This window comes from Flavobacterium sp. CSZ, assembly GCF_015350725.1.
Lineage (GTDB): Bacteria > Bacteroidota > Bacteroidia > Flavobacteriales > Flavobacteriaceae > Flavobacterium.
Genome location: NZ_JADKPQ010000009.1, coordinates 38,409 through 62,104, shown reverse-complemented (window position 1 = coordinate 62,104; position 23,696 = coordinate 38,409). Strand labels below are relative to the sequence as shown.

23 protein-coding genes and 1 riboswitch are annotated in these 23,696 nt (G+C 34.2%); of the genes, 7 read left to right on the top strand and 16 right to left on the bottom strand.

Features of this window, described 5'->3' with window-relative positions; genetic code table 11:
* Nucleotides 1-4: 4 nt before the first annotated feature.
* Complete coding sequence (locus IRZ78_RS12035) at nucleotides 5-1,387, bottom strand: TolC family protein (RefSeq protein WP_228520456.1); 1,383 nt, start codon at nucleotides 1,385-1,387, stop codon at nucleotides 5-7.
* 267 nt (nucleotides 1,388-1,654) lie between these two features.
* Between IRZ78_RS12035 and IRZ78_RS12030 the strand changes: the two genes are divergently transcribed.
* The 3 genes from IRZ78_RS12030 to IRZ78_RS12020 all read left to right on the top strand — a co-directional run bounded on the left by IRZ78_RS12030 (nucleotide 1,655) and on the right by IRZ78_RS12020 (nucleotide 5,509).
* A complete protein-coding gene (locus IRZ78_RS12030; RefSeq protein ID WP_194616780.1) occupies nucleotides 1,655-2,845 on the top strand; it encodes a hypothetical protein in 1,191 nt (396 codons plus the stop codon).
* 61 nt (nucleotides 2,846-2,906) lie between these two features.
* Nucleotides 2,907-4,058 carry a porin gene (locus IRZ78_RS12025; RefSeq protein ID WP_228520455.1) on the top strand — a complete coding sequence of 384 codons (1,152 nt, stop codon included), beginning with the start codon at nucleotides 2,907-2,909 and terminating at the stop codon, nucleotides 4,056-4,058.
* Nucleotides 4,059-4,078: 20 nt separating this feature from the next.
* The gene (locus IRZ78_RS12020; RefSeq protein ID WP_194616779.1) at nucleotides 4,079-5,509 is read left to right on the top strand and encodes an anion permease; all 1,431 of its coding nucleotides are present in this window, start codon (nucleotides 4,079-4,081) and stop codon (nucleotides 5,507-5,509) included.
* Nucleotides 5,510-5,512: 3 nt separating this feature from the next.
* Here the strand turns inward: IRZ78_RS12020 and IRZ78_RS12015 are convergent, their stop codons facing one another.
* Nucleotides 5,513-5,824: an N-acetyltransferase gene (locus tag IRZ78_RS12015; RefSeq protein ID WP_228520454.1), complete on the bottom strand. Its 312-nt coding sequence runs from the start codon at nucleotides 5,822-5,824 to the stop codon at nucleotides 5,513-5,515.
* A gap of 291 nt (nucleotides 5,825-6,115) precedes the next feature.
* Here IRZ78_RS12015 and IRZ78_RS12010 point away from each other — a divergent pair, with 291 nt between their 5' ends.
* Entirely contained in the window at nucleotides 6,116-6,775 is a 660-nt protein-coding gene (locus IRZ78_RS12010) for an alpha/beta hydrolase (protein ID WP_194616778.1), read from the top strand.
* A gap of 297 nt (nucleotides 6,776-7,072) precedes the next feature.
* Here the strand turns inward: IRZ78_RS12010 and IRZ78_RS12005 are convergent, their stop codons facing one another.
* Nucleotides 7,073-7,588, bottom strand: coding sequence for a hypothetical protein (locus IRZ78_RS12005; protein ID WP_035682014.1), 516 nt, complete (start codon nucleotides 7,586-7,588; stop codon nucleotides 7,073-7,075).
* A gap of 166 nt (nucleotides 7,589-7,754) precedes the next feature.
* Here IRZ78_RS12005 and rpmH point away from each other — a divergent pair, with 166 nt between their 5' ends.
* Both rpmH and carB read left to right on the top strand, forming a co-directional pair.
* Complete coding sequence (rpmH, locus tag IRZ78_RS12000; RefSeq protein WP_008464848.1) at nucleotides 7,755-7,916, top strand: 50S ribosomal protein L34; 162 nt, start codon at nucleotides 7,755-7,757, stop codon at nucleotides 7,914-7,916.
* Nucleotides 7,917-8,061: 145 nt separating this feature from the next.
* Nucleotides 8,062-10,917, top strand: a complete 2,856-nt coding sequence (gene carB, locus IRZ78_RS11995; protein ID WP_194616777.1) for a carbamoyl-phosphate synthase large subunit — start codon at nucleotides 8,062-8,064, stop codon at nucleotides 10,915-10,917.
* Between the two features lie 120 nt (nucleotides 10,918-11,037).
* Here the strand turns inward: carB and IRZ78_RS11990 are convergent, their stop codons facing one another.
* From IRZ78_RS11990 to IRZ78_RS11965, 6 genes are all read right to left on the bottom strand, one after another.
* The gene (locus IRZ78_RS11990; RefSeq protein WP_194616776.1) at nucleotides 11,038-11,592 is read right to left on the bottom strand and encodes a DUF6252 family protein; all 555 of its coding nucleotides are present in this window, start codon (nucleotides 11,590-11,592) and stop codon (nucleotides 11,038-11,040) included.
* 156 nt (nucleotides 11,593-11,748) lie between these two features.
* Nucleotides 11,749-12,147, bottom strand: a complete 399-nt coding sequence (yiaA, locus tag IRZ78_RS11985; RefSeq protein WP_194616775.1) for an inner membrane protein YiaA — start codon at nucleotides 12,145-12,147, stop codon at nucleotides 11,749-11,751.
* Between the two features lie 162 nt (nucleotides 12,148-12,309).
* The gene (locus tag IRZ78_RS11980; protein WP_194616774.1) at nucleotides 12,310-12,846 is read right to left on the bottom strand and encodes a DUF4252 domain-containing protein; all 537 of its coding nucleotides are present in this window, start codon (nucleotides 12,844-12,846) and stop codon (nucleotides 12,310-12,312) included.
* A gap of 1 nt (nucleotide 12,847) precedes the next feature.
* Nucleotides 12,848-13,375 carry a DUF4252 domain-containing protein gene (locus tag IRZ78_RS11975; protein ID WP_194616773.1) on the bottom strand — a complete coding sequence of 176 codons (528 nt, stop codon included), beginning with the start codon at nucleotides 13,373-13,375 and terminating at the stop codon, nucleotides 12,848-12,850.
* 13 nt (nucleotides 13,376-13,388) lie between these two features.
* A complete protein-coding gene (locus tag IRZ78_RS11970) occupies nucleotides 13,389-13,847 on the bottom strand; it encodes a hypothetical protein (RefSeq protein ID WP_194616772.1) in 459 nt (152 codons plus the stop codon).
* The gene (locus IRZ78_RS11965; protein ID WP_194616771.1) at nucleotides 13,834-14,343 is read right to left on the bottom strand and encodes a sigma-70 family RNA polymerase sigma factor; all 510 of its coding nucleotides are present in this window, start codon (nucleotides 14,341-14,343) and stop codon (nucleotides 13,834-13,836) included. The genes IRZ78_RS11970 and IRZ78_RS11965 overlap by 14 nt, the downstream gene beginning before the upstream one ends.
* Nucleotides 14,344-14,505: 162 nt before the next feature.
* Between IRZ78_RS11965 and IRZ78_RS11960 the strand changes: the two genes are divergently transcribed.
* Nucleotides 14,506-15,981, top strand: coding sequence for a S41 family peptidase (locus IRZ78_RS11960; protein WP_194616770.1), 1,476 nt, complete (start codon nucleotides 14,506-14,508; stop codon nucleotides 15,979-15,981).
* Between the two features lie 72 nt (nucleotides 15,982-16,053).
* Here the strand turns inward: IRZ78_RS11960 and IRZ78_RS11955 are convergent, their stop codons facing one another.
* From IRZ78_RS11955 to IRZ78_RS11925, 7 genes are all read right to left on the bottom strand, one after another.
* On the bottom strand, nucleotides 16,054-17,124 hold the full coding sequence (locus IRZ78_RS11955) for a DUF5074 domain-containing protein (protein WP_194616769.1): 1,071 nt from the start codon (nucleotides 17,122-17,124) through the stop codon (nucleotides 16,054-16,056).
* A gap of 5 nt (nucleotides 17,125-17,129) precedes the next feature.
* Nucleotides 17,130-18,938, bottom strand: coding sequence for a TonB-dependent receptor (locus IRZ78_RS11950; protein WP_228520453.1), 1,809 nt, complete (start codon nucleotides 18,936-18,938; stop codon nucleotides 17,130-17,132).
* Between the two features lie 80 nt (nucleotides 18,939-19,018).
* Nucleotides 19,019-19,228, bottom strand: a riboswitch (cobalamin riboswitch).
* A 67-nt stretch (nucleotides 19,229-19,295) separates the two neighbouring features.
* The gene (gene cobC / locus IRZ78_RS11945; RefSeq protein ID WP_194616767.1) at nucleotides 19,296-19,829 is read right to left on the bottom strand and encodes an alpha-ribazole phosphatase; all 534 of its coding nucleotides are present in this window, start codon (nucleotides 19,827-19,829) and stop codon (nucleotides 19,296-19,298) included.
* Entirely contained in the window at nucleotides 19,814-20,611 is a 798-nt protein-coding gene (locus IRZ78_RS11940; RefSeq protein WP_194616766.1) for an adenosylcobinamide-GDP ribazoletransferase, read from the bottom strand. The genes cobC and IRZ78_RS11940 overlap by 16 nt, the downstream gene beginning before the upstream one ends.
* Before the next feature lie 65 nt (nucleotides 20,612-20,676).
* Entirely contained in the window at nucleotides 20,677-22,356 is a 1,680-nt protein-coding gene (gene cobT / locus IRZ78_RS11935; RefSeq protein ID WP_194616765.1) for a nicotinate-nucleotide--dimethylbenzimidazole phosphoribosyltransferase, read from the bottom strand.
* 224 nt (nucleotides 22,357-22,580) lie between these two features.
* Nucleotides 22,581-23,090 carry a bifunctional adenosylcobinamide kinase/adenosylcobinamide-phosphate guanylyltransferase gene (gene cobU / locus IRZ78_RS11930; RefSeq protein ID WP_194616764.1) on the bottom strand — a complete coding sequence of 170 codons (510 nt, stop codon included), beginning with the start codon at nucleotides 23,088-23,090 and terminating at the stop codon, nucleotides 22,581-22,583.
* A 190-nt stretch (nucleotides 23,091-23,280) separates the two neighbouring features.
* Nucleotides 23,281-23,643, bottom strand: a complete 363-nt coding sequence (locus tag IRZ78_RS11925; protein WP_194616763.1) for a DUF5522 domain-containing protein — start codon at nucleotides 23,641-23,643, stop codon at nucleotides 23,281-23,283.
* Nucleotides 23,644-23,696: the final 53 nt, after the last annotated feature.

Sequence of the window (23,696 nt, the reverse complement as noted above, 5' to 3'; positions counted from 1 at the left end):
ACTTTTATTTAGATAATTTTTTTGATAGATCGCCGGTAGCAATGATGGTTTCAATGGCTGATAATCGCTGTTCGATTAAAGTAGTGGTTTTATTTACCGATGCCTTATAAGAATCATTTTCGGCTTCCAAACGTTCAGATATGTTGATCAAACCTTCTTTGTATTGTTTTATGGCCAGATTCAAATTGTTGCCTGCTACTTTTTCCTGTTGTTGCGTAATGTCGATTTTTTGAGTCAGAACGCTATAATCAACAAAGTTTTTTTCGAGAAGTAATTCTAACTTTTCTTTGGTATCGTCGATCTGGTTCTGAACTTGTTCTATGTTTATCTTGGCTTCGTGTACTTTGTGTTTTCTTTCAAAACCTGAAAAAACTTCCCATTTCATGGCCGCGCCCACAACCCAGTTGTTGCTAATCGTTGCTTCGTTTAATCCTAAATATAAAGCTTCGTTTATTCCTGTAATGATTGGTGTTGTCGCATTTGCATTAAATAAACTCGAATAGGAAACACCTCCAAACGCGCCTAAAGTAGGTAAGTAAGTGCCTTTTTCCTTTTTTAATAAATATTCGTAAGCGGTTTTAAACGACTCCAGAGCTTTTATCTCCTGCTTGTTTTGCGTGCTTAATTTTTCATCTGTAATTAAATACGGAACCAAATTGTATTGAACTTGCTCAATTTCAGCAATAGAATATCCTGTCAGATATTGAATCTTTTTATAAACCAATCTTCGTTTTCCGTCCAGTTCAATTTTTTTTGAAGCCAGTTCTAATGATGCCAATTTAATTTTATCTCTGTCATACGGAACAGCAAGTCCTTGTTCTATGGCTTTTGTAACACGTTTGGTTTCTGTTTCCAGTCGGTTTTCGCTATCTTTTATAAGTTGGTCTATTTGTTTTAATAGCTCAAGTTGGTCAAATGTATTAATGACGTCTTTTATGATTTGATCTTTTTCAGATTCTTTTAAAAATTCAGTTCCTTTGGTTTTTTCTTGAATTGCCTTGGCTCCGTTCGGGATTTGCATTCCGCTAAAGAGAACTGTTTTGGCCATTACACTTCCGTTAAAAATATTTCCGTAATTTTTAAAAGCCGTTTTCCCATCAAATAATGGATAATTTACAATAGGTATGGTAGCCGTAGGAAGATCGACGGTTAGTTTATTATCAAAATAAGTATATAGCGCGCTGGCTTCAACAGTAGGGATATACTTGTTCCAAACACCTTTTTCCTGAAGATTTAATTTCTCTATATCCAGGTCTTTATTTTTTAATGAAACACTCTTTTCTATTGCTTTATTTATAGCATCTTCAAGAGTTCTCGAAACTTCAATCTGACCGTAGCTGTAAGTTAGTGAAAGAAAGAAAATGAAAATAGGTAAATGTTTTCTCATCGTAATTTTGTTTCTTAAAGTTGTAATAAATCTTAAAGAGTATTTTGTAAGATATTATAAAAGAAAGATATCTTAAGAGGTTGAGGGGTATTTACAAAGTTAAGAATATTAATCTTACATTAGAAGCTTTGTTGCAAGTAAAATGGTTTAGAAAAAATACGTTTAGACTCTTTTTTGTCTCAATTATAGAAAGTTATGTAATGAGGTTAAATTCTTACGTTTTTTTTATACCTTAGTCATCATAATTCTATTTAACTAATTATTAACATGAAAAAGCGCTTCTTATTTTTTGCTATTGTAATGACTGGTTTATTTAGTCTGCCTGTATTTTCTCAAACAGATAATGAGCCTGTTGCTTTAGGTTTACCAGGGGACAATCTTAATTTGTATGCAGTATTGGATATTTTTCAAAAATCTAAAACTTTAGAAGATTTCGAAAAAGCATTAAACGATCCGGATAATAAGGTTAATAATTTAGATTTAAATAATGATGGAGAAATCGATTATATCGAGGTCGAGAGTCATAAGGAAGGCAATACACATGTAATTGTGCTTCAGGTTGCTGTTAATAATAACGAAACACAAGATGTCGCTGTTATCGAAGTTGATAAAGATAAAAAGAATAATGTGCACGTTCAGGCCATTGGCGATGAAGATTTATATGGTAAAAATTATATTGTAGAACCTTCAGATAGTGTTTCAGGGACACCAAATCCCGGTTATAAAAGTGATGGTAGTGTAATTGTAAATAATAACACAACCAATAATTATAATACAACAACCACTAACCCGAGTTATGTAAGTCCTAGTGTGAGCGCATGGCCAGTTGTATTATTTTTATTTTCGCCTGTATATGTTGCTTATAGATCTCCATGGCATTGGGGATATTATCCTGCTTACTGGCATCCGTGGCGTCCGGTTTATTACCATGATTATTGGGGTTATCACGGACATTATTACGGAAGTCCTTATTATCGCAGAACGGTTGTAATAAGAAATCCAAGATATTACAATAACTATGTGTCAAGAAGAAATACATCGGTAATCGTGAGAGATAACCGTACAAACGGTCGCTATAATACTACCTATAATGGCAGGGATTATAAAAGACCGGCGCCGGTAACTTCTACCAGACCAACCCGACCAGGAAATACAACGAGACCAGCAACACGTCCGACTAACCCTTCGACAAGGCCGGGAAATACAACCCGACCTGTAACGCGTCCTACTAATCCATCGACAAGACCAGCAAATACAACAAGACCTGTAAAGCGTCCTGTAACTCCAACCAATCCTTCAACCCGACCTGCCGTACGGCCAACACAGCCTACAACAAGGCCAACTACGCGACCGGTTACTCCAACTAATCCGTCTACACGCCAGGCTGTTAGACCAACACAACCCGTAGCAAGACCAGCAACGACCAGACCGGCGAATGGAGGTTCGAATAGAAGATAAGAGTAAGAGCTCGAAATTTTACAATTGCCAATATTGGCTTAATTTTTTATTTGTAGTACTTATGAGTAAAAATTTACACGTAATAATCGTTTTTGTTTTTTTTATACTGCCACTTTTTATGAATGCCCAAACGGGCATTGAGCCTGCGCCTGAAGACTCTGAAAGTAGTGTTAAGTATCCACAGTTTCAGTTTAAAGGTCTTTTACAGGCTAGATATTTAGAAAGTTTTGGTGAAAATGTAGATGTTTTGGGAGTTCATCATTCGACAGGTGAGGTTACTCAAAGTTCGTTTGATATTAAAAGAATGCGTGTAGGGCTAAATACAAAGTTAAGTGAAGCAACTGAAGTTGTAATTTTAGTGAATCTGGCCGATTTCAAATCAGATCCTAAAGGGAAGGTGCTTGAAAATGCTTATGCAAAATATACTTTTAATAAATATATCGCTTTAACCGGAGGTCAGTTTCGTCCGGCATTTGGTATTGAAGAATTAGTTCCGGTAGATATTATAAAATCATTTGACTTTTCGAACCAGTATTATGAATTTGGGAAAAACGGATGGACGAGTTTTCAAATCGGAGCTTCTGCAACAGGATCTGTCGATGTAGGTAAAATCCCTATAAGTTATGCTATTTCAGTTTTAAACGGAAACGGAAGAAATCAGGAAATGGACAATGATAACGGAAAACAATATGCTACCAGATGGGTTTTTGGATTATCAAAAGTTCATAAAATAAATTTGGGTTTGAATGGTGGAATTGGAAAAAGATCTAATCAAAAGGTTTTTGCTGTAGGGGCAGATATTACAAGTGATTTTAAGCTTACCGATAAATTTACTTTTGATTTGCAAATTGAATATAAACAGGGAACGAATCAAAATTTATATTTTTCTTTGCCTCCGGAAGGCAGAACTGCTAAAATTGATGATTATCAAATGCGTGGTATTTATTTTTTACCTAATTTAAGATATCTGGTCGATTATAAAAAACTGACTGCATTGGAGTTATCCTGCCGATTTGAATCCTTTGATAATAATTTTAAAACAAGTCCAAATTTAAGGAGAACTTATACGCCAATGATAAGTCTTGAATTTGGTAAAGCTTATACAGGTCGTATTGAAATGGGATTTGAAATCGATAAATACGATAAAAATATTCCTAATACAGCATATTATAATGACAACCTGTTTTTAATTCAGTTTCAGTGCAGACTTTAGTTTAATTTAATTCTCATCTTATGAAAGAAGTAAAAATTCCTCAAGCCATAATCACACTTGTAGCTGGAATTGCAATTTGGTTAATTCCTGCTCCGGATGGAGTAAAAAATGAAGCCTGGCACTTATTTGCCATTTTTGTCTCTACTATTTTAGGGATCATTCTAAAGGCGGCGCCAATGGGAACCATGTGTATGATTGCTATTGCATTAACAGCTTTTTCGCAAGTGTTAGCTCCGGGTGAGGCGGGAAAATCAATTACTTTGGCACTGAGAGGTTTTGGGGATAAAGTAATCTGGCTGATCGGGATTTCGTTTTTTATTGCGAGAGGTTTTATTAAAACAGGATTAGGAAACAGAATCGCTTTTTTATTTATTAGAATATTCGGAAAAAGTTCTCTTGGTCTGGCCTATGGTTTAGGATTAGCTGATTTGGTTTTGGCTCCAGCCGTGCCAAGTAATACAGCAAGAGGAGGAGGGATTATTTATCCTATCATGAAATCGATGGCAATGAGTTTTGGCTCAGATCCTGAAAAGCCGGAAACACATAGGAAATTGGGTTCATACCTGACTTTGAGTAGTTATAATGTCAATCTGATCGCTTCGTCAATGTTTTTAACGGGGACGGCCAGTAATCCAATGTGTCAAAAATTCGCCCTTGATTTAGGAATTAAAATAAGCTGGATTTCCTGGGCAACTGCTGCAATCGTTCCGGGTTTGGTTTCGTTTTTTGTGATTCCTTTTGTGTTATATAAAATCTATCCGCCTGAATTAAAGAAAACAGGAGATGCTCCGCAAATTGCAGGTCAGAGGCTAAAAGAAATGGGTGCGATCACTCGCGATGAATGGTTGATGTTGCTGACTTTCTTTATTTTGTTATTTCTTTGGATGACAGGAGATTTATTTTCTATCGATGCTACCACAACGGCATTTATTGGTTTGGTCGTTTTGCTTTTAACATCAGTATTGACGTGGGAAGATGTAAAAGCCGAAAAAGGAGCGTGGGATACCATCGTTTGGTTTTCGGTTTTGGTGATGATGGCCAGTTCGCTCAACGAATTAGGATTTATAGGCTGGTTTAGTAATTTGGTAAAAGCCGAAATAGGAGGTTTAAGCTGGCAAATGGCTTTTCCTATTATTATACTGGTGTACTTTTTTAGTCATTATCTTTTTGCAAGTGCGACCGCACACGTTGCTGCGATGTATGCGGCTTTGCTTGGTGTAGGGGTTTCGCTTGGAATTCCTGGTTTGTTATTAGCTTTTATGCTTGGTTTTGTCGGATCTCTTTACGGAACTTTAACGCATTATGGTCATGGGCCGGCACCTGTTTTCTTTGGGAGCGGCTATGTTGATTTAAAAAGCTGGTGGGTCAAAGGTTTAGTCACCGGATTAACAATGTTACTTATTTACATGGTTATCGGTGGGCTATGGCTAAGACTTATTGGGTATTTTTAAAAATTAAATTCGAATTCCGGGAGGAAGTAATTCCTTGTACTGAGGATTTTTTTTGATGAATAATACAATTCTGGGATGAATAGGCATTAATCTGAATTTTTTTTCGATAATTAGTTCCATGATGTTTTTAAGTACGACATCAATTAATGCTTGATTGTCAAAACCTTCTGGTGAGTTGATTTTGGTTAGAAAGATTTTCTTTTCCTGAAATGAATATTCAACAGAAAGTAATCCTTCAGGGACTATGGTTTCAAATTGTCTTGCAAAAGTATTGTCTTTGATTTCCATAGTTTCAATAGGTTCCATATTAGTCATGTTTTTTGGGGATTGAATTAAAAAAATAATAGAAAAAGAACGTTAATAGTATTGTGCAAAAGATCTTGGACGGATCTTTTGATATTGGTTATAATGAGTGCAAAGGTAATCATTTGATTTTCAATATAAAATTATTTTTTGATAGTCCGGTAAAGGCTTGGGTTACGTATGCTTTTTTGTAAATTTATTTTGTTTAAAATAATTATGGTGTAAGATTTGCAGTGCATATTGCTAAATAAAGTAATTTTAGCTTGTAATTAAAAGCTGTAACCATAATCTGTTTCTGTTAAAATGAGTAAAATCCCTGTATATTTTATGCCTGGTCTGGCGGCTAGTCCTGCTATTTTTGAAAGAATCAAATTAGACGAATCTGTTTTTGAGGTATGTTTATTAGAATGGGAGATTCCGCAACCCAAAGAATCCTTGTCTGATTATGCGCTTAGAATTTCGAAAAATATCAAACATGAGAATCCGGTTTTAATTGGGGTTTCGTTTGGAGGAATTTTGGTTCAGGAAATCGCAAAACATATCGAAGCCCGAAAAGTAATTATTATTTCGAGTGTGAGAAGTAATGTTGAATTTCCAAGAAGAATGAAAATTGGTAAAACTACAAAAGCCTACAAGCTGATTCCGATGAAGTTGATTTTGAATATCGAAAATCTGGCAAAATATTCGTTTGGAGAAAAAATCAATAAACGAATTAAATTATACGAGAAGTTTTTAGCGGTTCGTGATCTTAAGTATTTGCAATGGGCAGTAGAATCGGTTATTTTATGGGACAGAAATGAAATCGATACAAAAGTGATTCATATTCATGGCGATCAGGATGATGTTTTTCCTATAAAGTATATCAACAGTTGTATTGTGGTAAAAGGCGGAACTCATATTATGATCCTGAATAAATATAAATGGCTGAATGAGAATTTACCTTCGATCATCTTGGAAGATTAAATTTTGGGAAATTGCATTTTTTTTTTTTTTTTTTAAATCCCAAATTCCAAATGTTTTGTGATTAGGGATCTTATATAAAGGTAGTTGCGTGAAAAATGTATGCGCAAACAAAGTCATTGCGAGGCACGAAGCAACCATCCAAACAATAAGCAAGCTTTCAAGATGTGCTGCATGAGATTGCTTCGTTCCTTGCAAAGACAAGATTGGGTTGACGCTTCGATTCCCATGAGCCTGACAACAAAAAAATCCCAAACTCTTTGGAATTTGGGATTTTAAAATATTGTGATTTAAAGAAATCTAGATTTTCTTCATTTGATCTTTCATCATTGTGATTTGCTCTTTCAGCATTCCTTGCTTGTCTAATTTCTTCGCTTCGTTAAGTAGGTTTGTTGCTTCAAGCTTTCTGCGGCGTGACATTGCAACTCCAGCAAGGTTTAATTTTGCTACGGCTAAATCCATATCCATTGATAGTCCTAGTTCGATTGCTTTTTTGAAATGTTTCTCAGCCTGATTGATATTTGTTTGAGATAACATGATTCCGTGAAGGTAATTAAAGTATCCTTGTTGTTTTCTAACTAAAGCCGCTTCCGGGTTTTTGATGTATGCCAGCCATTTTTTAGCACCTTCGAAGTCTTGTTTTCTTAATTTTAGGAAGGCTAAAAGGATAAATTCGTTTTTAAAGTAAAGAAATATTGGAATTGCCGTCAATAATATAAGGAAGATTCCGTTCCCGATATTGCTTTCCGTAAATTGCCAGATGCCAGCAACTACAAGAAGTCCGGCTAAAATAAGTTTAATATTTTTGTGAAACATAATAGATGTATATTTGTGATTGCAAATATAGTAAAATGAATTAAAAATATTTTTATAAAACTACTTGCGAGAAAAAAAAGTCTTTGTATATTTGCACTCGGTTTTGGAATAACGATATTCAAAACAGAAAAACAGAAAATAGACACCATTTTAAAGATACAAAGCAATGAGCAAAAGAACATTTCAACCATCGAAAAGAAAAAGAAGAAATAAGCACGGATTTATGGACAGAATGGCTTCTGCGAATGGAAGAAAAGTTCTGGCGCGTAGAAGAGCTAAAGGAAGACATAAATTAACTGTTTCTAGCGAGCCTAGACACAAAAAATAATGTTTGTATAAACATACATAAGGCGATTACTTTTTTAGTATCGCCTTTTTTTATACCTTGTCGGTAAAAAAAAATGTAACATTCTAGTTTTTAAAGCACTGTGAATGTTTTTGAATACATATAATAACTACACAATACATACAAAATGCCTAAAGACACATCAATAAAATCAGTTTTAATAATAGGGTCAGGACCTATTGTTATTGGTCAAGCTTGCGAATTTGACTATGCAGGATCTCAATCTGCTCGTTCTATTCGTGAAGAAGGGATTGAAGTTATCTTGATAAACTCAAATCCAGCGACTATTATGACCGACCCAACAATGGCCGATCATGTATATTTGAAACCTTTAACTACAAAATCGATTATTGAGATTCTGAAAGAACATCCACAAATTGATGCTGTTTTGCCAACAATGGGCGGACAAACGGCTTTGAATTTATGTTTGGAAGCTGAAGAAAAAGGAATCTGGCAGGATTTTGGAGTAAAATTAATTGGAGTTGACGTAAACGCTATTAATATTACCGAGGACAGAGAGCAGTTTAAACAGCTTTTAGAAAAAATTAATGTACCAACTGCGCCTGCAAAAACAGCTACTTCGTACTTAGAAGGAAAAGAAATTGCACAGGAATTTGGTTTTCCGCTTGTAATTCGTCCTTCGTTTACACTTGGAGGAACTGGAGCAGCAATTGTTTACAAAAAAGAAGATTTTGATGAGCTTTTAACTCGCGGACTTGAAGCATCACCAATTCACGAAGTTTTGATTGACAAAGCTTTGATGGGATGGAAAGAATATGAGTTAGAACTTTTAAGAGATAAAAATGATAATGTTGTCATCATCTGTTCGATTGAAAATATGGATCCAATGGGAATTCATACTGGAGATTCGATTACGGTGGCACCAGCAATGACATTATCAGACACAACATTCCAGAAATTACGTGACTATGCCATCCTGATGATGCGTAGTATCGGTAATTTTGCAGGAGGCTGTAACGTACAATTTGCAGTTTCGCCAGATGAAAAAGAAGATATCGTAGCGATCGAGATTAACCCTCGTGTGTCTCGTTCATCTGCTTTAGCCTCTAAAGCAACTGGATATCCAATTGCTAAAATAGCTTCTAAACTGGCTTTAGGATACAACTTAGATGAATTGCAAAACCAGATTACAAAATCGACTTCGGCTCTTTTTGAACCAACTTTGGATTATGTAATCGTAAAAATACCTCGTTGGAACTTTGATAAATTCGAAGGTGCCGACAGAACTTTAGGTCTTCAGATGAAATCTGTAGGTGAGGTAATGGGAATTGGACGTTCGTTCCAGGAAGCATTACATAAAGCAACTCAATCTCTTGAAATTAAGAGAAATGGTTTAGGTGCTGACGGAAAAGGATATAAAAACTACGAAGAGATTATAGAGAAACTAACTTTTGCAAGTTGGGATCGTGTTTTTGTAATTTATGATGCTATCGCAATGGGAATTCCGTTGAGCCGTATTCATGAAATTACTAAAATCGATATGTGGTTCCTGAAACAATACGAGGAACTTTATACTTTAGAGAAAGAAATTTCGAACTATAAGATATCTAATCTTCCAAAAGAACTTTTGCTTGAAGCGAAACAAAAAGGTTTTGCCGACAGACAAATTGCTCACATGGTAAATTGTTTAGAAAGTGAAGTGCATACTTTACGTATGGATCAAAACATCAACCGTGTGTTTAAATTGGTTGATACTTGTGCGGCTGAGTTTAAGGCAAAAACACCTTACTATTACTCTACTTTTGAGGCTGAAATCGAAAAAGCAAATGGTGAGCGTTATGTAGATAACGAAAGTATTGTAACCGATAAAAAGAAAATTATAGTTCTGGGTTCAGGACCAAACAGAATTGGACAAGGAATTGAGTTTGATTATTCTTGTGTACACGGAGTTTTGGCTGCTAAAGAATGTGGTTACGAAACAATCATGATCAACTGTAATCCTGAAACGGTTTCAACTGACTTTGATACGGCTGATAAATTATACTTTGAACCAGTTTTCTGGGAACATATTTACGATATCATTCAGCATGAAAAACCAGAAGGTGTTATTGTACAGTTAGGTGGACAAACAGCTTTGAAACTGGCTGAAAAATTATCTAAATACGGAGTAAAAATTATCGGAACTAGTTTTGATGCACTTGATTTAGCAGAAGACAGAGGACGTTTCTCAGATTTATTGAGAGAACTACATATTCCTTTCCCACAATTTGGAATTGCTGAAACGGCTGACGAAGCTTCTGCACTTGCTGATACTTTAGATTTTCCATTATTGATTCGTCCTTCTTATGTATTAGGAGGTCAGGGAATGAAAATCGTAATCAACAAAAAAGAATTAGAAGAACACGTTATCAATTTATTGAAAACGATTCCAGGAAATAAATTATTGCTGGATCACTATTTAGCCGGAGCAATCGAAGCTGAGGCTGATGCAATTTGTGATGCTGATGGTAATGTGTATATCATAGGAATTATGGAGCACATCGAACCTTGCGGAGTTCACTCTGGAGATAGTAATGCTACATTGCCTCCTTTTAACTTAGGAGAATTCGTAATGCAACAAATTAAAGATCATACTAAAAAGATTGCAAGAGCGCTGAAAACAGTTGGTCTAATCAATATTCAGTTTGCGATAAAAGACGATACAGTTTATATTATCGAGGCAAACCCTAGAGCGTCAAGAACGGTACCATTTATTGCAAAAGCTTACGGAGAGCCTTATGTAAACTATGCTACGAAAGTAATGTTAGGTCATAATAAAGTAACTGACTTTGATTTTAACCCACAATTAAAAGGTTATGCGATCAAACAACCGGTTTTCTCTTTCAGTAAATTCCATAATGTAAACAAAGCATTAGGACCAGAGATGAAATCGACAGGAGAAAGTATCTTGTTTATTGATGACTTAAAAGACGATCAATTCTACGAATTGTACTCTAGAAGAAAAATGTATTTGAGTAAATAATCTCAAATTCTAATATAAAAAGAAAAGCTCCAATGAAAAATTGGAGCTTTTTTAGTTTTATGGTATGTTGATTCTTTAAAAAGAGATCAGGTATAGTTTTGCAACATTCAATCTTCATTCTTAATAAGCAAAATCATATTTAAAATTAAAAGTACCATCTGTTACTTTTGTTGTAATAGGGTTTGAAGCGCTTACCGGTTTTGAATCGTCTTCAACACAACTAAATGAAAATGTACCTGCAAGGGTTTTTGCACTTAAGTCAATCGAAGTTATTGATATATTTCCTTCAATTACCTCCTGCATATTTTCTTTACTCAAAGCCATCGAAACTTCAATCTGTGTTTTTGAGGCGTCATATGTGCTTTTGGTAATAGTATAGCTGCCTATTTTAAGATCGCTTCTTTTAATGTAAAGCCTAATTTCTTCTAATCCTTTTCTTCCTACAAGTTGAATATATTCTGTTGCAGGATAATAATCAAATAATGGCTTTGTGGCAAAATTTGAGTTAAAAGGATTGTTGACTTCCCACAATGTGCTATCAACTTTTGCTGTCATTGCAAATTTTGAGGTTGGTGAAGTAGGGGTTTCAGGATTTTCTTCGCTGTTATTATCGCTAGAACAGCTGTTTAGTAAAAGAATTAAAAAAAGTAATAGGGTTTTTAAAGTAGTTTTCATCAATGATTTTTAGATGTTAATTAAGGGATAAATGTAGATTAATTTTTGTTAATATTAAATTTGCAGTACAATATTTTGTAATAAAAAAGCTCTATAATGGAGCTTTTCGTTTTGTTGACCTGGAAGTTGTTTTTGCTTGATTATAATGCTAAGAGATTACTCATTTTGGCTAAATGCCATATTATCTCTCGTATTTTTTTGTACTGAAATAGCGCCAAACAATGCTAATAAAAATGCAAATGCGTAAAAACCTTTTTCACTTGGTAAAATGGTAGCATTCCAAAGTCCAACAGCTAATAGTACAATTGATAAAAGTGTTCCGAACCAGCAAATTCCGTAGTAAATATCTGTTACGGGAAGTTTTTCAAGTCTGTCTCTAACGCTTTTTTGTAATGAAACTACAGCAAAAAGACCAAACATTAGAACTGTAAAGTAATATCCTTTTTCATTTAGTAGCATTTCGGCTCTAGCAAGTCCAACGATGTATCCAACCATTCCTGCTCCAAGAGCTACCCATGATGCCGCTATAAAGGCATTCGATGTTTTTTGTACCATATTAATTTATTTTCATGTTTTGGTTAATAACAAATATAGATAAATTAGGTTCATATCAAAGCAATTCAAATAAAGTATTATTCAGTATAATCTTCTAAAAATGTTATATAAAAAAAAGCTCCAAAATTATGGAGCTTTCTCGTTTAAAGTAAGATAGATGTATTATTTAACCAATTGCTGTAAAGGTTTTAATTGTTCCATGTCGATTTTTGATTCTCTTAAAACAGACATTAAAGTCATGATGTTATTTGGGTTCATGTTTTCGCCCAATACACGCACTACTGCAAATCCGTTTTCTTTTCTATTGGCAAAAACTACAAACTCTTTGATGTTGTCATCAGCACCTACATAACTTATTGACGCGCCATCTTTACCTGAGCCAAAACTCATCAATTGCTGGTATTTAGGATCTTTTAGAATCGCTTTGACTTTGGCTCTTTCTGCTTCAAATTGAACCTGATTGGTAGTGTTCGCTTTAAAAGCCAGAATGTTCATCTTGTCAAATGATTTTAAAGCTTCGTTTTGTTCTGCAGATAATTTTGTTTTTTCTACGTTTAAAATACTTGGAGAAACATCAAGAGCAATAAAATTTTTGTTATCTGTGTTTTCTACAAAATATTTTTGCAACGAAGGATCAGAATTACAACTTACTAAAGTCAGTAATACTAAAAGGGCTGAGGTAAAAATGTTGGTTTTCATCTTATTTTTTGCCTTTAGAGGCTTTTTTTAGATCAGAACCACCAGGAAGTTGCATCTTATCTGTAAGTACTGAAATTTCGTTGATATCAAAATTACCTGTTAATGATAATAAAACAGTTTCGTCGTTTTTCGCCCCGTCAACGTACATTAATAATTCTCTTATTTGAGAATCTGATGCTCCTGATTTTACAGATATTCTAACGTTTCTCCCGCCATCATTAATTCGCATTAATTCTTCTAATCCTGCCGTTTTTACATATTTGTCAGCAGAGGCTTTCATATCAGCTTCAATTTTAGGATTTTTAGTAGTAAACACTTTTAAGTTGTCTAATTTTTTAATGAGATTAATGTACTGTTGTGTTTCTTTATCAGAGGGATCAGCTTTTACTTTGCTCATTAAATCAAACATTTTTTTGTTTACAATTACAGAGGTTACATCGTCCTGACCATCAAATTTGTCAAATGCACCCTGTGCATAAAAAGTAGTGGTAACGAATGCGAAAACTAGTGTTATGATGAAATTTTTCATTTTGATTGATGTTTTATTGTTTAAAAATTTTATTTTTTGATTGTTCATATTCCTTAATGTATTGTACACTTCCAATACCTACATTAACATTGCTTGATAATAAGGCTAAAGCTTTTTGAGTTGCTGCTAATGCTTCTTCCGGATTATCATAGGTTCCTAGTTCTGTTTGCGCTACAGCCAGAGCTGCATTTTTTTCGCTTACATAAAAATAGGTTCCAACTCCTAATAAAACAACAACAGAAGCCGCTATCGATAACCACGCCACATTTCGTTTTTTAGTTTTTAGTGGTATGTCCTGCGTCGATTTTTGTTCTTTTACCTGAGAGAAATAACCAAATATAGGTTTGTATTGCTTTAAATGCTGCGCAACATTTGGTGAAGAAAAATAGTCTTTTAATTCTTTTTCCTCTGCAATACTGGTTTCTCCCTGAAAGTATTTTTCTAATAGATCTTCTATTTTATTGAATTCCATAACTGTGTGTGTTAACCATTGATTCTCTAATTTTTTTTCTCGCTCTCGAAAGTGCTACCCGAATAGCCGTTTCATTCATGTTGACAATTTTAGCAATTTCATCAAATTCATATTGTTCAACATCGCGTAACTGAATTAATATTTGTAATTGCTCGGGCAACTGACTTATAATTTTCTCCACCCATTCTAAGCTATTCGAATCCTCTAATTTTTTATCCAACTGAGGTTCCCGGTCGGTATAGTTATTATGTACAATTTGAAGATTTCCTGCTCTTTTCGATTTTAACTGATCCAGACAATAATTTTTTGTCATTGTCATCGCTAGTGCCTCGACACTATTATAGCTGTCTAAATTTTCTTTTTTATTCCATAATTTAACTATTACTTCCTGCGTAGCATCTTCGGCCTCTTCTGTACTGGTTAATAATCTTTTTGCCAGACGAAAAACTTTGTCTTTAAAAGGATTTATTAATTCTATAAACACATTCTGATTCATAAAATTGGTTGGTTATTCGTTAGCTTATATAGTCAAGACGAGGCACTATTATTTTTGTTACAGCAGAGTATAATTTTTTTTATAATAAAAAACACTTTAAAAATATCATAGTTAAAACTAAAGATACTATTTTTACGTTAATACTACATAGATACCTACTATATGAAAACAATTTTAAAGGGCGTACTGTTATTATTTTTACTTGCTTTTTCTTTGCAGTCTTGTGAGGATCAGGATGATGTTGCCGCTCCGGCTGATTTGCAGGTGAATGATTTTATTTGGAAAGGCTTAAATCAATACTATTTATGGCAAGCCGATGTACCTAATTTAGCCGATGAACGTTTTAATAATAATCAGGAATTATTAAATTCTTTTTTACGAGGATATTCTCAACCGGAAGATTTATTCCAGGCTTTATTAAATAAACCTATTAGCAAATTTCCAAAAGGTCAGGCAATTGATCGCTTTAGTTGGATTGTATCTGATTATACTGTTTTAGAACAGGAACTTCAGGGAACTACAAAAAATAATGGTGTCGACTTTAGATTAAGTTATAAGCCTAATAGTACAACTGATTTAGTGGGTTATGTACGTTATATTATTCCTAATTCTGATGCTTCAGGAAAACAAATAAAACGTGGAGATCTTTTTACAGCAATAAATGGAACTCAACTTACCGTTTCAAACTATCAATCTCTTTTGGCAGCCGATAGTTATACTCTAAATATGGCTGATTTTAATGGTACAAGTTTTGAATCTAATGGAAAAACAGTTTCTTTAGTAAAAACAACTTTAGACGAAAATCCTATTTTTATCAATAAAGTGATTACTTCAGGTAGTCATAAAATTGGTTATTTAATGTATAATGGTTTTTATGCCAATTACGATGCGCAATTAAATGCTGCTTTCGCCGAATTGAAATCGCAAGGAATTACAGATCTTGTTTTGGATTTAAGATATAACGGCGGCGGTTCTATACAAACTGCAACGCGTTTGGCAAGTATGATTACAGGTCAGTTTACGGACAAGATTTTTGCTAAGGAAAAATGGAATGCAAAAATAAATGCAGCTTTTGAAATTGATAATCCGGAATATCTAAATAATCGTTTTGTAGACAAAGTAGATGGAGCGGCAATAAGCAGTTTAAACTTGTCTAAAGTATATATTCTAACTACTACAGGTACAGCTTCTGCGAGTGAATTAGTTATAAATGGTTTGGTGCCGTATATTTCAGTAGTTCAGATAGGGGAAACAACAGTGGGTAAAAACGTTGGTTCTGTTACTTTATATGATTCTCCAACTTTTGGAAAAGCAAAAAGAAATCTAAATCACAAATACGCTATGCAGCCTTTGGTGCTAAAAATAGTAAATGCTGCTGATTTTGGAGAGTATACAGATGGATTAAAACCAACTTATGAACAACTAGAGCGTATTACTAATCTGGGAGTTTTAGGTGATACATCAGAACCGTTATTAAGTGTTGCTATTTCGCAAATTACAGGAGCAACGGGTAAAAAAGCGCAACTGGATAAAGGTATTGTTTTAAAGAATTTTACAGATACCAAAGCAATGGATGGTATCAGAAATCAGATGTATGTTAAAGATGCTCCGGAGGGACTTTTAAGATCATTAAAATAATAAACATAAAAAAGGCTTTCAGAAATGAAAGCCTTTTTTTATCCAAAATAATAAACTAATTCTATTCTTAGATTAGTTGTTAAAGTAAAATCCGTTTGGATTAACACCTACGCTAAATTCATTAGCAAGTTTTCCTGTTAGAGAATAGATATAAATATCTCCATTATCTACATTATTTACTTTGTCTGCAACATATATCTTGCTATTTTTTACTGCTAGTCCATAAAGTGAGGTAACCTCAGTAGCCTTGAAAATTGGAGCAGTTGGTAAAGCTGTAGCGCTTGTAGCAAGAGAGTAAATATTACTGTCAATAGTGTAATATAATTTATCGTTTTCAATATCTAAATATCCAGGATGTATTACACCATCAAAACTAAGAGTAGATGTAATAGTATTACTGCTTAAACTAACTTTTACTAATTTACCAGCTGTTTGTGTGGGAGCATAGTAAGGATATCCTTCGCATAAAATATACAAGCTTCCATTGTCTTTTACCAATCCTCCAGGCATATCACCTACCACGAAGTTAGTCACTACCGAGTTAGTTGCAGCATTAATTACAGTTAATGAATTTCCGAAGTTGTAACCTCCTTTATGAGTTACATAAAGTTTACCGCCGTTTTCAATTATTTTTTCAGGTCCTTCAACTACAGGAATTTTAGATGTTATAGTGTTTGTGGTAAGGTCGAGAATCCCTACGTAATCATCATTTGGATCAGCTCCGTCCCCCCAGTTTGTAACATATCCTTTTCCGTTTGCAAAAGCGATATATCTAGGGGTTTTGATGTTTGCAGTAACAGTAGCGATGCTCTTGAAAGTATATCTGTTTACTACTTCAATTTTATTAGAATTATTTACAACCAGGTAAGCGAAGTCTCCATTAAAACCGATGCATTGAATAATGTCATTTGTTGTTTTTTCAGGATTTAATAAAGAAAAAACATTGTTTTCAATTTTTAAATCATCTGATAGATAAGATACATTTCCATTCGATTTAAGAAATTGACCTTCATTTGCAATAAATAATCCACCTTCGTAATTTCCGCGAGGTTCTGGTGCAGTATCATCATTATCGCTGCTACATGACACGAAAAATGCCGAGCTTATTATGACAGTTAAAAATAGTTTGTTAAATCTTTTCATCGTATTTAAAAATTAAGGTTTATGTATATTGTATAATTTCTTCCCGGCATTTGTCTGTTGGTAACGGGTTGATAATTTTCATTCCAGATATTTAAAGCTTGTATGCCAAGTTTATAACTGTTCTTTTTTCCAAAATCGTAATCAACACCAATATTCCCAATATTATAATCTTTTACTTTACTCGCAGGATTATTAAAAGGCGTTGTATAAGCATCTCCGTTGTATAAGTATTGAAAATAAGAAGATACTTTTTTCCAATTATAAGAAACCGATCCTGTTAGTTTATGGTAAGGAACGTAAATCAATTGCTTGTAAACAGATTCTCCTTTTATTATTTGTTTACTTTCAGAAACCGTATAAGCGTAAGTTCCGTTAACGGTAAAATTGTTGTTTCCTATTTTGGGTCTCCATTCTAATACTATTTCGGCGCCATAAGCTCTTACTTTATCTGTGTTTTCCGGTGACCAGGCGCCACCGCTTCCTTCAGTCGGAACCCAGCGTAATAAGTCTTTGATCGAATTATAATAGGTTGTCAGAGAGACAGAAAAATTCTTTGTAAAAAACTCATTGCCAATTTCTGCCTGATAAGAAGTTTCACGTCTTAGATCAGGATTACCGCTTCCTTCCCAAAACAAATCATTATATGTAGGCATTCTGAAATTTTTTGAAGCGTTAAATTTCACACGATAAAAATCAGTAAATTGATAACGTGTTCCAAAAGAAAACAGGAATGGATTCCCGAAATTATCGGTTACTTCCTGGCGTATGCTGGCATTGTAATCCCATTTTTCAGTAACTAAATGACTTAACAGCAAACTAGCCGAGCCAACTTCTCTTTTTGCATTATCGATGCTCGAACCATATCCTTTATTACGACTGTAATCGACAATAGTGTTTAGTTTGATTTTATCATTTACATCAAAAGCCAAATCATATTTTATGATAGAAGTTTCAACTTTTCCATAGGTAAACAGTTCAGAATTTATATTGGCAAAATACTTATAGGACTCGCCAATATGTGCCAATTTCAATTTTGATGTAAAACTATTAAACAGACTTTCCCATTCTAATAAATTTCGGGTATTAAAATCGTTGTACTTTGTTTTGGTTTCTGTGGGTGTGATTAAAGAAAAATGACGCTCTGCATCATAAAACTGGCTGTATGCTTTTATGGTATTTTTAGCATCTATTTTATACCCAAAAGTGGTGTTCATGCTGGTGTTATAATACTCACCATTTATGTTTCTCTGATCTGTTGTGCCAGGATATTTAAAATCATTATCAGAGCTATTTCTGGAGATATTGACCTGTAAACTATATTTATCAGAAGATGCGTTGATGCGATAATTGGCACTCAAAGTATTGTAACTTCCCAGGCTAAAAAATACCTGATTAGAGAATTCGTTTTTAAATCTCAAATCATTATTAAGGTGAATGCTTCCGCCGATGGCACTGCTTCCGTATAAAACACTTCCTCCACCAGCTTTCACAGCTATAGAATTAAAATCCCTTGTTCCGATGGTGTTGAAATCCGTCTGACCTAAAAATTGTGAATTAATGTTGATACCATTCCAGATAACAGCAGTTTGTGCTGCAGTAGTTCCCCTGAAAGAAGGTCCGGATGTCATACCAAAACCATTTTCCTTAAAATAAATGACAGTATTGAAATTTAAAAGAGAAGTTAAAGAAGAGGCGTTTTTACTGATAACGGAATCATTTAATACCTGAACCAATTGTGAGGCAGAGTACTTTTTAAGATTAGCGTCTGAAACGACAACTTCTTTTAGTTTATTAATAGTATCATTCTGCGCCATAATAATTTGGCACAGCAGCAATAAACAAAATGCGAAAAGTTTTTTTAAAGTCATAATTTCTAAACTCTTTTTCCCGAGAGCTTGATATTTGTTACAAAGGCAGGTCTCCTGGCTTGCGTCTTGTTGTTTACCTTCCCATTCGCCGGGGCGAGCAGTGGTATTAGAGTTAACAACAAACATTCTTTTTAGAACTAAGCTTACAGTTGCGGGTACAGCTCAAGATTTTGATTATTACTTGATTCCCTTTTAATGTGTTTTGAAATAACACAACCTTAATTGGTTGCAAAGATAAAGTTAAAAATATCGAATTTTCTAATTTGTTTGACTATTAAGGATAAAATTTAAACAAAAAGGTATTTAAAGTGCTATTTTTATTACCTCACCAAAATCTACTTTGTTATTAAAGGTATCTTTTAGAGGCAACGAAGTATGATGACATAAAATACTACGTATTACTCCTGCGTGCGCTACTATAATGATAGGTTTTGTTATTTCTTTTGAAATTTGAGATAAAAAAATCCCCACTCGTTCGTGTAATACAACAAATGATTCGCCATTTGAAACCCTGATATTTACAAAATCCTCCATCCAGGGATTAAGTTGCTCCGGCGGAATTTCATTCCAGTTTTTCATTTCCCAATCGCCAAAATTCATTTCCATTAAACGATCTTCTTTTTCAAATGCAATTGTTTTAATATGATCCTGAATATATTCAGCTAAAATGACACAACGTTTTAGTGGACTCGAAAAAATTATTGCTTCAGGAGGTAATTGCGAAACGATATTTTCAAAAACAGATTCAAAAGGTTCTGCCAAATCTACATCAGATTGTCCGTAACAAACTCCTTTTTCGCAAATCGTTTCGGTATGACGAACTAGATAAATTTCCATATCAAAAGAATACTTAAATAATAAACAACCTCGCAAACCTGTTGTGTTGCGCCAAGACAGTCTCCAGTATAACCATCAATCCATTTCTGGAAATAACGTGCAAGAAAAAATCTTGCTATAAAAACAGGAATTAAAGCCAAAAGGAATTTATATTGAAAATAAGAGAAAACGAAAAGAGGAAGTAATCCGAAGAAAAACGAACCGAAAATTTCTTTCCAGCTATGGTTTTTTGCAATAGGTTTACTTTTACTCGAAGCATCGTCTCTGGAATATTCATGCGTAAAAATAATAGAGATGGCAGCCAAACGGCTCAAAGCATGAGCAGAAATAAACAAAATAAAAACCTGAATAAGTGCAATAGAATTATCTCCTTTAAAAAGCGAAACAGATTCTGAAAGCAATTTGAATTTTAATAAAAAAAGCAAAACCAAACCAATAGCTCCATAAGCACCAATCGCGCTGTCTTTCATAATAATCAGGATTTTTTCTTTGGTCCAGCCGCCACCAAAACCATCACAAACATCTGCAAAGCCATCTTCGTGAAAAGCTCCGGTAGTAAGAACAGAAACAATAAGGGCAAAAATTACCGCTGTTTCTGTTGAAAGAAAAAACGAAAAAAGATAGAAAGCCAGAAAAGAAATGCTCCCCACAATCCAGCCAATCAAAGGGAAATACCGAGTGGCTTTGTTTAAATAATCAGGATGATGGTCAATGTTTTTGGGACAAGGAATTCTGGTGTAAAACATTAAAGAGGTAAAGAAAATATGTAGTTCTTTTTTCATTTAAGAATTGTGATTATATATTTACGATTAGGACTGCAAACTGAAACTGCAAACTGCGACTTTTTTCATTTCCTGCTAACCCCCGCACTTTCAAAACTTGCCATATCATTCAAAAAAGTTTCAGCCGATTTTAAAATTGGAAAAGCAATTGCACATCCAGTTCCTTCGCCCAAACGTAAATCAAGATTTAAAATAGGTTTTGCATCTAGGTAATCAAGAAGTTTTTGATGCGCTTTCTCGGCAGAGCAATGACAGAAAACGGCGTTATTTTTAATGTCAGGATTTATTTTAAAAGCAATCAAAAATGCGGTGCTGCAAATAAAGCCATCAACTAAAATTAGCATTTTATTATCAAAAGCGGTCAACATTCCGCTGGCGATTTGTATAATTTCAAAACCTCCAAAATAGGAGAGCTGTTGTTTTAATTCGGCTTGACCGGAATAATTTTCAATCGCTTTTTTTAGAATATTTTGTTTCTCAAGTAGTTTTTCATTTTCGACTCCAGTTCCTTTTCCAACACAATCTTCGATAGGTAAACCCGTTAAAAGGCTCATTAAAACCGAAGCTGTAGAAGTATTTCCAATTCCCATTTCGCCAAAACCAATACAATTAGAACCGGTTTTAGCAATGTGCTCAACAATCGATTTTCCTTTATCGAAACACAACTGTAATTCGGTTTCGCTCATAGCAGGAATGTATGAAAACGACTGCGTTCCTTTTGCAATTTTCGCATGAATTAAATTCGCATTGGTGGGGAAATCATAATTTACACCAGCATCTACAATCGATAATTGAATGTCATTCTGATTACAGAAAATATTTATCGCTGCACCACCTTCGAGAAAATTACCCACCATTTGTCGGGTAACATCTTGCGGATAAGCACTCACGCCATGATTGGCAATGCCGTGATCTGCGGCAAAAACCACAATATTAGGATTTGTTATTTTTGGATTCAGAGTTTCAAAAACCGTTGCCATCTGAAAAGCCAGCTTTTCCAGAGTTCCTAAAGAACCAATAGGTTTGGTTTTAGAATCTATTTTTTCCTGTAAAAGTCTAGTGAAATCAGGTTTTGGTTCAGCTGATTTTTCAACTTTTAGATTAAAATCTAAAACAGGAATTTCGGTAACGTTTTTAATTTCTGTACAAATCGGAGCTTCAGATTTTTGTTTCCAATGTAACTGCTGCAACATAGGTTGATTATCGTAATTCGTTGCTGGTTTTCCAATACAGAAATAACCCAAAGGTTCTATATTTTCAGGTAAATCAAGGATCTTTTTAAACTGATAATAATCTAAAATCGAAACCCAACCCATGCCGTAACCCTGCTCTGTAAGCGAAAGCCAGATATTTTGGGCAGCGCAAACCGAACTAAATTTTACCGCTTCGTTACTGCCTACAGTCCCAATCGTAAACTGATTGAGAACCGATCGATCATAAGCAATAATAAGCCCGATTGGTGCTTCTTCAATCGCTTCCAATTTCAAGGATTTATAGTGCTCCTTTTGTTCCGGATTATCGGTAAGTTCCTCTGCTTTTTTATTGTAATCTAAAAACAGATTTTTTACAGCCGTTTTAACTTCATCAGATTTAATGATAAAATAGCGCGTAGCATCAGTCAAACCAACAGATGGTGCCCAATGTCCGGCCTGTAAAGCTTTCTCTATTACTTCATCAGGAACTTCATCGGCAGTAAAATGTCGGGTATCCCGGCGCGATTTTAAAATATCATCTAAGTAGCTCATTATTAAATTCCATTTTTTTTAAATTCCAAATATGTGGAAAATTCCAAAATATAAATTCCAAATTCCAACTCAATATCAATGACAATTTCAATGTCAATGACAAAAAATTATTTTAATGTGAAATTTTAATATTTAAGTAAAGATAAAGTATAGCGTTGGAATTTGGGATTTTAAAATTTGAGATTTTTTATTGACATTGACATTGATTTTTGAAATTGCCATTGTCAGCCTTTTATCTTAACCGAAATCCCTGAAACCATCAAAACCACCTCATCAGCATTAGATGCCAAAAACTGATTCATCCAGCCTTGCAATTCGGTAAATTTTCTGCCAATATGAGTTTCGGCATGAACACCCATTCCAATTTCGTTGGTGACAATAATTAGTGTGGCATTTTTTTGATTGGCAATCGAAAGAAACTCTTTTTTAGCTTCGTCCAGACTTAAATTCACATCATATTGATGATCTGTAAAAAAGTTGGTCAGCCAGAGCGTTACACAATCGATCAAGGCTATTTTTTCGGTAAAATCAATTTTACTTAAATACTTTTCCTCTTCAATATTCGTCCATCGTTCATCACGTTCTTGTTGATGGCGATCGATTCTGTTCTGGAAATCAGTATCCCATTTTCTTGCCGTTGCCACATAAATCGGTGAATCTGAAAGTTGTAAAGCCAGGTTTTGCGCATAGCTGCTTTTTCCTGATCGTTCGCCTCCTGTAATTAAGTAAATCATTATAATTGTGAATTGTAAGTTGTAAGTTGTGAATTGTTATGGCGTTCCCTACGGTCGGGCTATCCGCTATATCTTTTATTTTTTAAAGAAAAAAATAAAAAGATACCGCTGCTATCCCTAACGCAAAAGACCAATAGCATTAAAAAAAACAGTTATAAATTTATAACTAATAATTCATAACTCATAACTTTTAATATGGGCAATGACGACAATCATTTCCGCAGCAAGAGCCTCTTTTTAGATGAAACCATGTTTTAAAAACATAATTGCCATTTTCAATATAATAATCGATTCCTTCAATTAATTTTTCCTGTTTGGATAAAGTTATAGCTTTGTTTTTAAGCGCTTTTTGAGGTGTAATCGTTTCTACATAAGCATCAATTTTGTCTTCGCAAGCTTCTTTAAAACAAACCGGGCAGAGGCAATCGCCACCTTCAGAAAGATTAAAAATAGGAGGAAAATCATTGCACCAACATTTGCTTTCTGCTGAAATATCTCCACAAGTAAAAGAAGATTCGCAGCTGGAACAAACTTTTGTTTTTATGCTATTCATAGGTTAAAAGTGGTATTTGTTGCGTTTTGTAAGAATAAAGGTAAATAAAAAAA